Consider the following 14,632-nt stretch of genomic DNA (forward strand, 5'->3'; position numbering starts at 1 on the left):
CTCGTGGGGTTCGCTAACCTCTGGCGAATCTTCGACAAGGAGTGCGCGTGAACTCGATCGATCCGGCCGCAACCGCCTGGCTGTTGGCCAGCACCGCGCTGGTCCTGCTCATGACGCCAGGTCTGGCGATCTTCTACGGCGGCATGGTGCGCACCACCGGCGTCCTCAACATGATCATGATGAGCTTCATCGCGATTCCACTGGTGACGGTGTCGTGGCTGCTCTTCGGCTATACCTTGGCGTTCTCGGGGGAGGGCCATGCCGGGTTGGTCGGCGATCTCACGCACGTCGCGATGTTGGGTGTCGACCCCACCACCGTGCACGGCTCGGTTCCCGAGTTGCTGTTCGCGACGTTCCAGCTGACCTTCGCCATCATCACCGCCGCCTTGGTCAGCGGAGCGATCGCCGACCGGGCGAGGTTCTCGGCGTGGATGGTCTTCGTGCCGATCTGGACGATCGTCGTGTATTCGGTTGTCGCGCACTGGGTGTGGTCACCTGGCGGCTGGCTGTTCAAGCTCGGCGCGTTGGACTACGCCGGCGGCTTGGTCGTCGAGATCGTCTCCGGCGCTTCGGCATTGGCGCTGGCGCTGGTATTGGGACCGCGCATCGGCTTCAAGAAGGAGGCGATGCGACCGCACAACCTGCCCTTCGTGCTGCTGGGCGTCGGCCTGCTGTGGTTCGGCTGGTTCGGGTTCAACGCGGGCTCGGCCCTGGCCGCCAACGGTACGGCGGCGGCGATCTTCCTCAACACCCTGGTGGCGGGGTGCTTGGGCATGCTCGGCTGGCTCACCGTCGAGCGCATCCGCGACGGCCGGCCGACGACGTTTGGCGCCGCCTCCGGAGTCGTCGCGGGTTTGGTCGCGATCACGCCCGCCTGTGGCACCGTCAACACCCTCGGCGCCGTCCTGGTCGGTCTTGCGGCCGGTGTCGTCTGCTCGTTCGCGATCGGGTTCAAGTTCCGATTCGGCTACGACGATTCGCTGGACGTCGTCGGAGTGCACTTCGTCGGCGGCGTGGTCGGGGTGCTGCTGATCGGTCTGCTGGCCACCGAGGTCATGACCGGCGGCCCGAGAGGCCTGTTCTACGGGGGCGGGCTCACCCAGCTCGGCAAACAACTCTTGGCCGCGGTGGTGGTTGCCGCCTACGCGTTCGCGGTGTCCTACGGGCTGGGCACGGTGATCGACCGTCTGATGGGCTTCCGGGTCAGTGCCGAGGACGAGACCACCGGGATCGACTTCACCCAGCACGCCGAAACGGCCTATGCCGAAGGCGTCCACGGCCATTCCCCGGCGCGCCGAGCCCCGACGTTCGGCCACGACGGGCCGCCCCGTCGGCAGGAGGGTCTCGAGGAGGGCTGACGCCCAAGCGCATTCGGACGAGCGCTCTTCGAGCACGTCAAGCGGGGTAGCATGGGCAGATGACGGTTCGGGATCTGGGCGCCGAACACGCATTCGACGATCCCGACGACGGATGGTTCGGCGCGGAACTACCCGTCGACGAAACGCCGCCGCAGCCTGCTCCGCCACCGCCTCGTCAGGAGTACCCGCCCCCGCTCGAGGACGATTCCGCGGCCGACACCGACCGCTGGTTCGTCGGCGACACGAGCCTGCTCGAGCCAGTCGAACCCGACGATCCACCGCCCGCCCGGGTGAACCACCGTCCGGCACCCGAATCCGTGGCCGCAACGTTGAACGTCGTCCCGGCGCGCCGCAACGGTGTCGTCGGCGCCTCCGCCACCGCCTCGTACGAGTCCCGCATCGCCGACAGCGGCGCCTGGGAGTTCAAGTCGTCGTCGACCGACCGGAAACGTCGCCCGCGGGCGGTGATGCTCGCCGTCGCCATCCTGCTCGGCGTGGCGGCCGTCGTCGGCGTCGTCCTCATCCTGCGCAGCCCCGCCGGCGACCAGCCGGCACCGGTGCCGCCGAGCGAATCCGCCGCGCGGACGGCCCCGTCGACGTCGGCGCCCGCCGCCGCGTCGGTCGCTCCACTGCCGCCACCACCGGTACTTCCGCCGCCACCGCCGACGGCTGAGGAGATGACCCCGCCGGTCGTCACGCGGCAGTATTCGCCGGGCTACCAGACCGACACGCCGAAGAAGCCGCAGACGAACGTGACGCGAGCGCCGTTGAGCGCGGCCCCTCCGCCGCCGCCGCGCCAGACGGACCGCGGCCGTGCGACCCCCGGGCGGTCGGGGTCGCACGGGTTCTTCGGCTGACAGATCGATGCCGCCCGATGACGGTCCGTTAGCTTGTCCCCAATGAAGGCGATGATCGACTTCGACGCCGCGCCGATCTTCGGCGTCCCCTTGGCCGACGGCACCGGCGTGCACGAGGGCATGTTGATCGAGGGCCCGCAGGGATGGGGCGAGTTCAGCCCACCACCGGGTTGCGACGACGGCGAGGCGTCGAGATGGCTCACCGCCGCCGTCGAGGGGGGCACCGTCGGCTGGCCCGATCCGCGGCGGGGCCGGATTCCGATCGCCGTGACGGTCGGCGCGGTCGACCCCGGGTCCGCGCGCCGCACCGTGGACGGGTCGGGCTGTCGTACGGCCGACGTCACCGTCGCGACGACGCCGGGTGAGCTGACCGATGACGCAGAGCGCGTCGCGGCGGTCCGTGCCGCGCTCGGCCCCTCCGGACGAATTCGCTTGAGCGCCAACGGATCATGGAACGTCGAGGACGCGGTGCGCGCCATCGCGGTCCTCGCGGAGGCGGCCGGGGACGTCGAGTTCGTCGCCCGCCCCTGCCGGGGCACCACGGAGCTGGCCGCGGTGCGCAGCCGGGTCGACGTTCCGATCGCCGCCGAGGCGTCGTGCGCCGAGGCGGTCGACGTGGTGATCCTTCGCAGCGGTCCACTCGGCGGCGTGCGACGGGCGCTGCGCGTCGCCGAACGGCTCGACCTGCCGTGCGTGGTCGCGTCGTCCGGGGAGACGAGCATCGGGCTGGCCGCCGGCCTCGCGCTCGCGGGCGCGCTTCCCGAGCTGCCGTACGACTGTGCGCTCGGCACGGTGTCCCTGCTGGGCGGCGACCTCGTCGTGCCCGGTCGGTCGTTGCGCCCCGTGGACGGTCATCTGCCCGTCGCGCCCACGCCCGCAGCGCCTGCGGCCGAGCTGTTGCAGCGATTCGCGGTCACCGACGCCGACCACGTCGAGCGGTGGCGCCGGCGATTGCGGTCGGCGCGGGCCATCTCCACCTAGGTGGAGGTCGGCTTGGCGTTCAAGTGGTTGTCGGCGATCCACTGGGCGGCCTTCTTGACCAGTCCGGACTGCGGATATCGCACGTGTGAGGTGAAGTCCTTGCCCAGGGAGCAGATCGGGTCGTTGGTGTTGCACATGTCGGCGGTCTTGGGCCCGTAGAGGGCGCTCAGCGTCGTCAAGGGCTGACCGAGGCGCGCCGACGGGTTGCCGAAGACGGCGACGGCGCTGATGTGGTCGGCCATCGCCGCCGGCAACGGAGCCTTGAAGCCGAGGCCGGTGATGGGGGACGTGGTGACGACGTCCATGACCGCCGCACCTTGCGAGTAGCCGCCAAGGACGATCTTGGTCTTCGGGCAACTCTTGGCGGTCGCCTGCGCATGGGCGCTGGCGTCGTTGGCACCGTCGGCGACCCCGAGGAAGTCGTAGGACGCCGGGTACTTCACGGCGTAGGAACGGATCGACTTGCCCTTGACCAGCGGTTTGAGGGAATCCACCAGGGCCTGACCGACGACGCCGATGCCCGGGGGCTCGTCGGTGCCACGGGCGAACACCACCTCGACGTCGGGGCAGTCGTCGGCGGCCGCGGCGGTCGGCGCGGTGATCAGCGTGCTGGCGGCCGTCGTGGTCGCCAGTGCGACGGCCGCGGCGACCACGGCCACCGCGCGCATCGCCCGCGAGGTCCCTTGCACGTACACGGCCGCTCCTTGACCTAGGTGGGTTGAGTCCGAGAATCCCTCAGCTCATACCCAATATTCACTCCCGTCACTCTGACAACAGAATATCGTGCACCTGAGTTCCCAGGCGGTTCGCAGCCGGCGGTGTTCGGTACCGGTTCGGCGTCGGATGTTCAGGTGGCGCTTGGCGAAGCGCGTTGTTTCGTTTGCGTGCGCCGTGGGCACCCCACAGCGTCTCCGGGTCCGCGTCGAACACCCGGTACACAGAAGGGTGGCGCTCCGATGACCGACCGTGCTTCCGCCGAAGACCAGACCGCACGCCCGGACTCACCGGACGGCACCCTCGGCACCAGTCTCAAGCCACGCCACATCACCATGATCTCGATTGCCGGCGTCATCGGCGCCGGCCTCTTCGTGGGCTCGGCCAACGCCATCAAGGAGGCTGGGCCAGCGGTCCTCATCTCCTACTTCCTGGCGGGCACCCTCGTCGTGTTGGTGATGCGGATGCTGGGGGAGATGGCGACGGCCAATCCCGACACCGGTTCGTTCTCGGTGTACTCGGACCGGGCGCTGGGTGGCTGGGCGGGCTTCTCCGTCGGCTGGCTGTACTGGTGGTTCTGGGTCCTGGTCATCCCCGTCGAGGCCACCGCGGCGGCGGCCATCCTGTCGGATCTGATCGGCGCACCCCAATGGGTGTGGGCGCTTGCGGTCACGCTCCTCTTGACCGTGACCAACCTCATCAGCGTCGGCAACTACGGTGAATTCGAGTTCTGGTTTGCCCTCATCAAGGTCGTCGCGATCATCGCGTTCATCGGCATCGGCGTTGCGGCGATCTTCGGGATCATCCCCGACTCCCAGGTCAGCGGGATCCACCAACTGTGGCAGCCAGACGGGTTCATGCCCAACGGGTTTGGGGCCGTCATCGCCGGAATGCTCGTCACGATGTTCTCCTTCATGGGTACCGAGATCGTCACCATCGCGGCCGCCGAGTCGCCCGACCCGACCACCGGCATCAGCAAGGCCGTGAACTCGGTGATCTGGCGAATCTCGTTGTTCTACATTGGTTCCATCTTCGTGATCGTCGCCCTGATGCCCTACGACAAGCTCGACAACGGTTCGTACCAAACCACTCTGGAGGCGATCGGGATCCCGGGTTCGAAGATCATCATGGACCTGGTCATCCTGACAGCGGTGGCGTCGTGCCTGAACTCGGCGCTGTACACCGCGTCTCGGATGTTGTTCTCGCTTGGTGATCGCAGGGACGCGCCCCGAGTCGTGCGCAAGTTGACCGGCAACGGCGTTCCGTGGGTCGCGGTGCTGGCGTCGATGGTGGTGGGGTTTCTGGCCGTCGTCGGCAACTACCTGCTACCGGAGAAGATCTTCGCCTACCTGCTGGCGACCAGTGGCGCGATCGCCCTGTTCGTCTACCTGGCCATCGCGGCCAGCCAGTTCGTCCTGGGCCGCGCCATGCGGGCCAAGGGCGAGGAGGCGCCGGTCAAGATGTGGCTGTTCCCCTACCTGACGGTCGTCGTGATGGTGGCCATCGTCGCGGTGTTGGTGCTCATGGCATTCGATCCCGACCAGCAGTCGGCGATCTTCCTGTCCCTGATCTCTGCCGTGTTCATCGTCGGTGCGGGAGTCGTCGTGCACCGGCGCCGTGGTCACCGGATGTCGGACTCCCGGCTCTAACCCCTCTTGACCTTCAACACCCGGGCACGCAGGCCGTCCGTGGCGGTCTCCAGAAGGCCCTTCGCGCCACGTTTGATCAGGAACGAGGGTAGGGGGACGATCGGGTCGACCGTGATGTCGAACCTGACGTGGGTGGAGTCGCCGACGGGCGTCAGGGTGTAGCGCGCCTCTTGCGCCCGTTGCTGTTGCGCGCTGATCAACGACCACCCGACACCGTCGGGATGGACGACGTGGGCGAGCTCCTGTTCGTCACTGACGCCGACGATCTTGACCACCTGGCGGGTCCGGCTCGGTCGGCCGTCCGCGTCGCGTTCGAGCACCTCGACCTCCTGATGGGCCGGCGACCATTCCGGCAGGGTTTCGATGTCGAGCAACACCTCGAGGATCTCCTCCGGTGTTGCCTCGATGGTGATTTCACGCGATTCGTTGACGGCCACGAGGGAAACGTAGCTCACATCCGGACGAATGTTTCGGCCACATTGCCCGGTGGTACCCAGCCGCCATGAGAAAGCACTTCCTGACTCAGATCATCGTTGCCGGCGCCGGAATGTCGGCGATTGCGTTCGCCCCCCTGGCCGGAGCCAACCCGCCGCCGCCGTGCGGTGTCGAAGGCACGCCGGCCTGCGCTGTCGCGGGTCCCGACGGCGCCGCCGCCGGTGCACCGGGCACCGGGGCGACGGCTGGGCCCGATGGTGCGTCGGCCTTGGCGCCTGGCACCGGAGCCACCGCGGGCCCCGACGGTGCGGGTGCGACCGTTCCCGGTGCCGGGGCGCAAGCGGGACCCGACGGGGCCGGAGCGGTGGTGCCAGGTGCGGGCGTCCAGGCCGGACCCGACGGAACCGCGGCCACCGTGCCCGGCGCAGGAGCGTCGACCAATCCCGGTGGCGCCAGCGTGTACGTGCCCGGCGGGAGTGCCAGCGCCGATCGCGGTGGTGCGAACTTCTGCGTACCCAACTTCTGCGCCAACGCGGGGTAACCACACCCGCTGCTAGTTCCCCGAGACCCCCGAGCGCGATCGTCGATCGCCTCGGGGGTCTTCGCGTGCCGGCACACCCGCGAGACCGGACAAGTCACCAGTTGTTGACATAGCCCCCGGCGTCACCTACGGTCACAAGTCATCAGTCGTTGACATGGTGCACCGTGAGGAGTCGACCGTGACGCAACCGAGCTCGGGACGTTCGTTCCTGCACGAGATCGCCCGCATGGCCATCGCCGCCCCGCGTCGCGTCGTCACGATCGCGGCGGTGGTGACGATCGCCGCCGCCATCGTCGGCATACCGGTTGCCAACACGCTGTGCGCCTGCGGTTTCGAGGACCCGACGTCCGAGTCGGCGAAGGCCACGGCGCTGCTGACCGACACGTTCGGTCAGGGCGACGTGCAGATGATCTTCGTCGTCTCCGACCCCCGCGGGTACGGCAGCGACGCCGCGCGCGCCACCGGCCTAGGCATCGTCGACCAACTCAAGCGCTCGCCCGACGTGACCACCGTGGCGTCGGCGTGGACGGCGCCCGCGGGGGCGACCGCCGGACTGGTCAGTGAGGATCGGCGGTCCGGTCTGGTCGTCGCCGGAGTGTCGGGTGACGGCAACGCCGCCCAGGCGAACGCCAAGGCGCTGTCGGATCTACTCGCCCACGACCGCGACGGCGTCACCGTCCGATCCGGCGGAGCGGCAATGCTCAACGTGCAGATCACCGGACAGTCGCAACACGACCTGATGGTGATGGAGTCGCTGGCGATACCGTTGAGCTTCCTCGTGCTGGTGTGGGTGTTCGGCGGACTGCTGGCGGCCGCGGTCCCGATTGCCGTCGGCGCCATGGCGGTTCTCGGCGCGCTCGCCGTGCTTCGTGGCGTGACCCTCTTCACCGACGTGTCGATCTTCGCTCTGAACCTCAGTGCCGCACTGGGTTTGGCGCTCGCCATCGACTACACGCTGTTGATGATCAGCCGGTACCGCGACGAGCTCGCCGACGGTTCGCCCCGCGACGAGGCGCTGGTGCGGACCATGGGGACGGCAGGCCGCACGGTGCTGTTCTCGGCGACCATCGTCGCGCTGTCGATGGCCATGATGGCCCTGTTCCCGATGCACTTCCTCAAGTCGTTTGCCTACGCGGGAGTCGCGACCGTCGCCTTCGCCGCGGTAGCCGCCCTCGTCGTCACCCCCGCGGTGATCGTGTTGCTCGGAGATCGACTGGACGCTTTGAGGATTCGCGGGCCGTTCCGACGCTCCGTCGCGGCACACCGCCCCGTCGCGCAGCCGTTCCTGTATCGATGGACCAAGGCGGTGATGCGACACGCCGTGCCTATCGCCGTCGCCGTCGTCGGGGTCATGCTGCTGCTCGGCGCACCCTTCCTCGGGGTCAAGTGGGGCTTCCCCGACGACAGGGTGCTGCCGCCGTCGGCGTCGGCGCACCAGGTCGGCGATCAACTGCGCGACGAGTTCGCCGACGACTCGGCCACCGCGGTCACCGTCGTCATACCCGAGGCGGAGGACCTCGCTCCCCGCGAGTTCACCCGCTACGCCGCCGACCTTGCCCGCGTGCCGGACGTGACCGCCGTGACGCCACCGACTCAGGTCGACGGGAGCGCCTTCCTGACCGTGTTCAGCTCGGCGCCGCTGTTCTCCGACCGTTCCCAGGCTCAGCTGGACCACTTGCACGCGGTGAGCGGCCCAGGCGGCCACGAAGTGCTGTTCACCGGCACCGCCCAGGTCAACGCCGACAGCGTGCACGCCATCACGTCTCGGCTTCCCCTGGTACTGGGACTCATCGCGGCGATCATGTTCGTGGTGCTGTTCTTGCTCACCGGCAGTGTCGCGATTCCGCTGAAGGCGTTGCTGCTCAACGCATTGTCGCTGACGGCCGCCTTCGGTGCGATGGTGTGGATCTTTCAGGACGGGCACCTCGGCGGCCTCGGCACGACCACCACCGGCACCCTCGTCGCCAACATCCCCGTGTTGTTGTTCTGCATCGCCTTTGGCCTGTCGATGGACTACGAGGTGTTCCTCGTGTCGCGCATTCGCGAGTTCTGGCTGGCGTCGGGCGGCACCGGTGACACTCGAGCCGAGGGAACCGCGCGGGCCAGGAGCGACGAGAGCGTGGCCCTCGGCATCGCCCGCACCGGCCGGGTCGTCACCGCCGCGGCGGTCGTCATGTCCATCTCGTTCGCCGCGCTCGTCGCCGCCGAGGTGTCCTTCATGCGGATGTTCGGGCTGGGTCTCACCCTCGCCGTCCTCGCCGACGCGACTCTGGTGCGGATGGTGTTGATGCCGGCCTTCATGCGCGTGATGGGGGCGTGGAACTGGTGGGCGCCGCGATGGCTGACCCGGCTGCACGACCGCTTCGGACTCGACGACGGCGACGGCGCCGCGGCGTCGCACTCACCCAGGCACACCGGAGCGACCACCGTCGCCAGCTCCGATCACCAAACCCGTGAACCATTCGGTCCCGGGTGTCGTATCTAGGAAGAAGGAGGGCGCCATGACTGTGATCGCCGCCGTACGGGGAGAGCTCCCACCCAACCGCTACACGCAGGCCGAGGTGACCGAGGCGCTGTTGGCCATTCCCGGTTATGCGGAATACGCCGAGCCCATCAGAAAGCTGCATCGCAGCGCGAAGGTCGACGGCAGACACATGGTCCTGCCTCTGGAGGAGTACGCCGCGCTCGACGACTTCGGCAAGGCCAACGACGTCTTCATCGAACATGCCGTCGAGCTCGGGTGTGCCGCGGTGCTGGGAGCGCTCGAGGACGCCGGCCTGCAGCCGTCGGACGTCGACGTCATCTACTCGACGACTGTCACCGGCCTCGCGGTCCCGACACTCGAGGCCCGCATCGCCGCCCGCATCGGCCTTCGGCCCGACGTCCGACGGGTGCCGATGTTCGGCCTGGGCTGCGTCGCAGGGGCGGCAGGCGTGGCGCGCCTGCACGACTACCTTCGTGGCGCACCCGACGCCGTCGCCGTCCTGGTCGCGGTGGAGCTGTGCTCGCTGGTGCCCAAGCGCGATCCGTCGATGGCGACCGTCGTGGGCAGCAGTTTGTTCGGCGACGGAGCAGCCGCCGTCGTCGCCGTGGGCGACCGCCGCGCGGAGGGCATGACACCGTCCGGTCCGGAGGTGGTCGACTCGCGCAGTCACCTGTATCCCGACTCGCAACGCACGATGGGGTGGGACGTCGACTCCAGCGGTTTCCGCCTGGTGCTCTCGCCCGACGTCCCGCAGGTGGTCGAACGTTACCTCGGGGACGACGTCACCAACTTCCTTGCCGCACATGACAAGACGATCGACGACATCGGCACGTGGGTGAGCCACCCCGGCGGCCCCAAGGTCATCGAGGCCATCACCGCCACCCTGGGCCTCTCCGACGACGCGCTGGAGCTGACGTGGCGCTCACTGGCGGAGGTGGGCAACCTGTCCTCGGCGTCGGTACTCCACGTGCTGCGCGACACCATCGCCAAACGGCCCGAGCCGGGTACCTCCGGTCTGATGATGGCCATGGGTCCGGGCTTCTGCTCGGAGCTCGTCCTGCTCCGGTGGCGGTGACGCGATGACGTGGTACGTACTTCTGATCGTCGTCATCGCGCTCGAGCGGATAGCCGAACTCGTCGTCTCCAACCGCAATTGGGCCTGGAGCAAGGCCAGGGGCGGCACCGAGTTCGGGGCCGAGCACTATCCCGTGATGGTCGTCCTGCACGTCGGACTCTTGGTGGGGTGCCTGGTCGAGCCGCTGGTTCTGCATCGGCCGTTCATCCCCGCGCTGGGGTGGCCGATGCTGGCCGTCGTGGTTGCGGCCCAGGTGTTGCGGTGGTGGTGCATCACCACCCTGGGGTCGCAGTGGAACACCCGGGTGATCGTGGTCCCGGGAGCCGACCGCGTCACCGGCGGCCCGTATCGCCTGATCCCGCACCCCAACTACGTGGCGGTCGTGGTGGAGGGCGTCGCACTGCCGCTGGTGCACGGGTCCTGGATCACCGCGGTGGTCTTCACCGTCCTCAACGCGGCGCTGCTGCGGACGCGGATCAAGGTGGAGAACACCGCGCTGGCGAGCCTGTCGTGATCGATTTGCTGGTCGGCGGGGGCGGCCCCGCCGGGCTGGCCACGGCGCTGTACGCCGCCCGGGCCGGGCTGGAGGTCGTGGTGGTGGAGCGGCGCCGCGGCGATCTCGACAAGGCCTGCGGCGAGGGCATGATGCCGCACACGCTGGCGCACCTGGCGCATCTCGGTGTCGACCCCAAGGGGCGCGAACTCCGGGGGATCAGCTACTTCGGTGGCGGCCGCCAGGTCGACGCGACCTTCCGGGCGGGCCACGGGCGTGGCGTGCGCAGGACCGTGCTGCACGCCGCCCTGCGGGATGCTGCCGACGACGCCGGGGTGCGGTTCGTCCACGAGGACGTGGGTCCGGTGACGCAGGACGACTCGTCGGTCCGCGTCGGGAATCTCGAGGCCCGGTATCTGGCGGCGGCCGACGGGTTGCACTCGCCCATCCGACGAGCCCTCGGCCTGGACGCGGCGAGCCCGGGGCCGCGCCGGTGGGGGATCCGACGTCACGTCGAGATTGCGCCGTGGACGGACTCCGTCGAGGTGCATTGGTCCGCCGGCGCCGAGGCCTACGTGACACCGGTGGCTGACGACTGCGTCGGCATCGCGATCCTCAGTTCCACCCGCGGCGGATTCGACAGCCACTTCGAGGAATTCCCGACGTTGCGGGAGCGGGTGCTCGGCCACGCCCATGGGTCCGACCGGGCGGCGGGGCCGCTGCGCCAGACCGCCCGCAGCCAGACGGCGGGCCGGGTGATGCTGGTGGGCGACGCGGCCGGCTACGTCGACGCGCTGACGGGTGAGGGAATGGGGCTCGCCTTCGGTGCCGCACGGGAATTGGTGGACTGTGTGGTGGCCGACCGGCCCGGTGACTACGACCGACGGTGGCGGCGGGTGACGCGGCGCTACCGGCTGCTGACGGCGGGGCTGGTGCGCGCCGGCGGCGTCGGGCCCGTCAGGGCGCGCATCGTGCCCGCGGCGACGGCCCTGCCGCGCGTGTTCGCCATGGCGGTCAACCAGCTCGCGTACTGACCGGGGTGATGCCGCCGAGCGCCTACCCAACCCCACGGGTTCGCGCCGGACTTGGCAGACTGTCCCCATGGCACAGATAACGCTAGGCGGAAATCCCATCAACACGGTCGGCGAGCTTCCCGCGGTCGGATCGCCCGCGCCCGGATTCAGCTTGACCGGCAACGACATGAGTGCCGTGACTGACGAGCAGTTCAGCGGTAAGCCGTTGCTGCTGAACATCTTTCCGTCGGTGGACACTCCCGTCTGCGCCGCGAGCGTACGGACGTTCAACGAGCGCGCCGCCGCGGCCGGTGTGGCGGTGCTGTGCGTGTCCAACGACCTGCCGTTCGCGCAGAAGCGCTTCTGCGGCGCCGAGGACATCGAGAACGTCACCACGGCCTCCGGCTTCCGGGACAGCTTCGGTGCTGACTACGGCGTCACCATCGCCGACGGAGCCTTCGCCGGACTGCTCGGCCGGGCCGTCGTGGTGATCGGCGCGGACGGCAACGTCACCTACACCGAGCTGGTGCCCGAGATCGCGCAGGAGCCGAACTACGACGCGGCCCTGGCGGCGCTGGGCTGATTCGGACGTAGCTCACCTAGACGGAGGCGGCGGCGAGGACCGCGTGGTCCTCGTCGGCGAACGTCTCCTCGAGCTGTAGCGGCGAGTAGTCGAGGTCGATCTCGCCGACGGGGCGGCCGCGGGCACTGCCGATGGTTCCGAACCGTCGCATCCCCTTGTCCGTGGCGTACTGCAGGAACTCGTCCTTGTCGAGGCCGAACGGGATCTCGTCGTAGAGTGCGAACGCCTCCTCGGTGTTCGCCAGTGCCAGGGGGATGAGTTCGTTCATCCGCCCCTCGAACACCGCCCAGTTGGCGTCGTCGGCGGCGACGTGGCGCCGACAGGTGAACGTGCCCCACGCCATGTGGCGCCGCTCGTCGTCGCCGATGCGCCTGACCAGTTCCTGCATGCCCGGCAGGATCCCTCGGCTCACGCAAATCTTGTGCCACGCATAGTATCCCGTGAGCGCCATCATCCCCTCGATGACGTGGTTGTAGGTCGCCGACGCGCGCACCTGAGCGGCGGGGGACGGATCCGAGGACAGCGTCTCGAGCGACCGCGGCAACTCCTCGTAGAAGATCGTGCGGTAGGCGGGCAGGTCGTCGAGATAGTGGTGCAGGTCCTCGGTGATGCCCACGGCGTCGAGCCAGAGGCGGAACACCTGCGTGTGCTTGGCCTCCTCGAACGCGAACTGGGTGAGGTACATCTCGTCGCCGAGGCGTCCCTCGGCCCGCATCGCCGTCATGAACGGCTGGATGTCCTCGGTGACGGCCTCCTCGCCGGCGATGAACTCCGCGCACAGCCGGGTGGCCCAGTCGCGTTCGACGTCCGAGAGCGCCTGCCAGTCCCGGCGGTCCTGGGAGAAGTCGATGTCGGCCGGGTCCCAGAACTTGGCATTGCCGCCGGCGAACAGCTTCAGCGGCAGACTGTCCCAGTTGAGTCCGCCGTCGACCAGTGAGCCGAGTCGTGTGCGCGTCATGGGTGAATGGTCCTCCGTCTCGCGCGACGATTCAGGCGAACCCGCACATCGTCTTCGCCGAATCTCAGAGGGGCCATTGCTCTCGGCGGTGGGCGGCGTCGAAGAACATCCATTCATAGCGCGCGGTGGTCGCGAAGTGCGCCCTGGCGAGGGCCTCCTCCGCCGGGTTGAGGGTCGCGCCGACCTGGTCGGTCAGCGTCAGCACCTGCGCGACGGCCGCGGCGAAGTCCTCTCCGCCGTAACTGTCGATCCAGCTCTGGTAGCGGGCGTCCGACGAGCCGCGCTCGATCAGGGCGGCGCCGACGCGTTCGTAGATCCAGTAGCACGGCAGGATCGCGGCCAGCCCCTCGGCGAAACCTCCGCCGTAGGCGGTGGCCAACAGATAACTGGTGTACGCCCGCGTGGTGGGCATGACGTCGTCGTCGATCGCCGAGGCGGGCATCCCGAGCGCGGGCAGCAGGGTGCCATGCAGGCCGAGTTCGACGTCGAGCACGTCGGCGGCATGCCGGGCGAACATCGCCGTGTCGGTCAGGGTGGGTGCCTTGGCGCCGACGACGGCCAACGCACGGGCGTAGTCGCGCAAGTAGTGCACGTCTTGCGCGAGGTAATGGGCGAACACGTCGGTGTCCAGGGTCCCGTCGGTCAATCCGGTGACGAAGGGGTGGGCCAGGATCGCCGCGAACGTCGGCTCGATCTCGCGCCACAGCCGTTGCGACCACGTTTCGGTATGCGTGTTCATGGTTGCCGAACTTACCCGGGCGTCACCGTTCGGTCACAGTATGGCGGCTCATTGGCGTTGGGCCACTCGGCAATTGGGCTGGGAGCGTTACGGGGTAGTAGAAGTGAATTGTCGCCCCGACATTGCAGAGAGATGGAACCCCGATGAGACGCATTTTCGCCTTCGTGATCAGCTTCGCCGTGTTGGTGGCGACGCCGGGACTCGCGTCGGCCGACCCCTATCAGCGGCCCGCGCGCAACCAGCAGGCCGTCGACTTCGTGATCAAGCGCGCTCTCTCACAGGTTGGGGTTCCGTTCGCCTACGGCGGTGGCGACGCCAACGGTCCCACTCTCGGCAGGGGCCCGACCACCGACGGGCTCGCGACCGAACAGCGCGCCAACACCCCCGGCACCGATCCGGGCGGCATCTTCGGCACCGTTCCGGGTTCGACGATCCTGGGCGCGGCGCCGGCTCCCACGCCCGCGCCCACCGTCGTCGGCTTCGACGCCTCGGGCATCGTCGTCTACGCCTTCGCCGGGGCGGGCATCAAGTTGCCGCGGTCCTCGGGTGAGCAGTACCAGGTCGCCCAGAAGGTCGCGCCGAGCCAGGCGCTGCCCGGCGACCTGATCTTCTTCGGTCCCGACGGTACGCAGAGCGTGGCGCTGTTCGTGGGCAACGGTCAGATGTTGGAGGCCACCGACACCGGCATCAAGGTCTCACCGGTCCGCACCGCCAACATGACCCCGTACCTCGGACGCATCATCGCCTGACA

15 protein-coding genes are annotated in these 14,632 nt (G+C 68.8%); 11 read left to right on the forward strand and 4 right to left on the reverse strand.

Annotation, left to right across the window (positions count from 1 at the left end; genetic code table 11):
- Nucleotides 1-47 precede the first annotated feature (47 nt).
- From H7J06_RS19155 to H7J06_RS19165, 3 genes are read left to right on the forward strand one after another with little or no spacing between them, the layout of a single operon-like run.
- Nucleotides 48-1,358, forward strand: a complete 1,311-nt coding sequence (locus H7J06_RS19155) for an ammonium transporter (protein ID WP_264040610.1) — start codon at nucleotides 48-50, stop codon at nucleotides 1,356-1,358.
- Nucleotides 1,359-1,417: 59 nt separating this feature from the next.
- A complete protein-coding gene (locus tag H7J06_RS19160) occupies nucleotides 1,418-2,215 on the forward strand; it encodes a hypothetical protein (protein ID WP_264040611.1) in 798 nt (265 codons plus the stop codon).
- 42 nt (nucleotides 2,216-2,257) lie between these two features.
- Nucleotides 2,258-3,196: an enolase C-terminal domain-like protein gene (locus tag H7J06_RS19165; RefSeq protein WP_264040612.1), complete on the forward strand. Its 939-nt coding sequence runs from the start codon at nucleotides 2,258-2,260 to the stop codon at nucleotides 3,194-3,196.
- Here the strand turns inward: H7J06_RS19165 and H7J06_RS19170 are convergent.
- Nucleotides 3,193-3,864 (reverse strand): cutinase family protein, encoded by a 672-nt coding sequence (locus H7J06_RS19170; protein WP_264040862.1) that lies wholly within the window; start codon nucleotides 3,862-3,864, stop codon nucleotides 3,193-3,195. The genes H7J06_RS19165 and H7J06_RS19170 overlap by 4 nt on opposite strands.
- Nucleotides 3,865-4,152: 288 nt before the next feature.
- On the opposite strand from H7J06_RS19170, the gene H7J06_RS19175 reads away from it, so the two are divergent.
- Nucleotides 4,153-5,559 (forward strand): amino acid permease, encoded by a 1,407-nt coding sequence (locus tag H7J06_RS19175; RefSeq protein WP_264040614.1) that lies wholly within the window; start codon nucleotides 4,153-4,155, stop codon nucleotides 5,557-5,559.
- On the opposite strand, the gene H7J06_RS19180 is transcribed toward H7J06_RS19175, so the two are convergent.
- Nucleotides 5,556-5,996, reverse strand: a complete 441-nt coding sequence (locus tag H7J06_RS19180) for an SRPBCC family protein (RefSeq protein ID WP_264040615.1) — start codon at nucleotides 5,994-5,996, stop codon at nucleotides 5,556-5,558. The genes H7J06_RS19175 and H7J06_RS19180 overlap by 4 nt on opposite strands.
- 65 nt (nucleotides 5,997-6,061) lie before the next feature.
- Between H7J06_RS19180 and H7J06_RS19185 the strand changes: the two genes are divergently transcribed.
- The 6 genes from H7J06_RS19185 (at nucleotide 6,062) to tpx (ending at nucleotide 12,184) form a co-directional block, all read left to right on the forward strand.
- Entirely contained in the window at nucleotides 6,062-6,535 is a 474-nt protein-coding gene (locus H7J06_RS19185; RefSeq protein ID WP_264040616.1) for a hypothetical protein, read from the forward strand.
- A 154-nt stretch (nucleotides 6,536-6,689) separates the two neighbouring features.
- Entirely contained in the window at nucleotides 6,690-9,020 is a 2,331-nt protein-coding gene (locus H7J06_RS19190; protein ID WP_372515350.1) for an MMPL family transporter, read from the forward strand.
- Nucleotides 8,989-10,095: a type III polyketide synthase gene (locus tag H7J06_RS19195; RefSeq protein WP_264040617.1), complete on the forward strand. Its 1,107-nt coding sequence runs from the start codon at nucleotides 8,989-8,991 to the stop codon at nucleotides 10,093-10,095. The genes H7J06_RS19190 and H7J06_RS19195 overlap by 32 nt, the downstream gene beginning before the upstream one ends.
- 4 nt (nucleotides 10,096-10,099) lie before the next feature.
- A complete protein-coding gene (locus tag H7J06_RS19200) occupies nucleotides 10,100-10,609 on the forward strand; it encodes an isoprenylcysteine carboxyl methyltransferase family protein (protein ID WP_264040618.1) in 510 nt (169 codons plus the stop codon).
- On the forward strand, nucleotides 10,606-11,622 hold the full coding sequence (locus tag H7J06_RS19205; protein WP_264040619.1) for an NAD(P)/FAD-dependent oxidoreductase: 1,017 nt from the start codon (nucleotides 10,606-10,608) through the stop codon (nucleotides 11,620-11,622). The genes H7J06_RS19200 and H7J06_RS19205 overlap by 4 nt, the downstream gene beginning before the upstream one ends.
- Nucleotides 11,623-11,689: 67 nt before the next feature.
- Entirely contained in the window at nucleotides 11,690-12,184 is a 495-nt protein-coding gene (tpx, locus tag H7J06_RS19210) for a thiol peroxidase (protein ID WP_264040620.1), read from the forward strand.
- A gap of 16 nt (nucleotides 12,185-12,200) precedes the next feature.
- Here the strand turns inward: tpx and H7J06_RS19215 are convergent, their stop codons facing one another.
- The gene (locus H7J06_RS19215) at nucleotides 12,201-13,142 is read right to left on the reverse strand and encodes a R2-like ligand-binding oxidase (protein WP_264040621.1); all 942 of its coding nucleotides are present in this window, start codon (nucleotides 13,140-13,142) and stop codon (nucleotides 12,201-12,203) included.
- A gap of 64 nt (nucleotides 13,143-13,206) precedes the next feature.
- The gene (gene tenA / locus H7J06_RS19220; protein ID WP_264040623.1) at nucleotides 13,207-13,881 is read right to left on the reverse strand and encodes a thiaminase II; all 675 of its coding nucleotides are present in this window, start codon (nucleotides 13,879-13,881) and stop codon (nucleotides 13,207-13,209) included.
- Nucleotides 13,882-14,024: 143 nt separating this feature from the next.
- Here tenA and ripD point away from each other — a divergent pair, with 143 nt between their 5' ends.
- Nucleotides 14,025-14,630: an NlpC/P60 family peptidoglycan-binding protein RipD gene (gene ripD / locus H7J06_RS19225; protein WP_264040624.1), complete on the forward strand. Its 606-nt coding sequence runs from the start codon at nucleotides 14,025-14,027 to the stop codon at nucleotides 14,628-14,630.
- The last annotated feature ends 2 nt before the right edge of the window (nucleotides 14,631-14,632 follow it).

Source organism: Mycolicibacterium hodleri (genome assembly GCF_025822245.1).
In the GTDB taxonomy this organism is placed as follows: Bacteria; Actinomycetota; Actinomycetes; order Mycobacteriales; family Mycobacteriaceae; genus Mycobacterium; species Mycobacterium hodleri.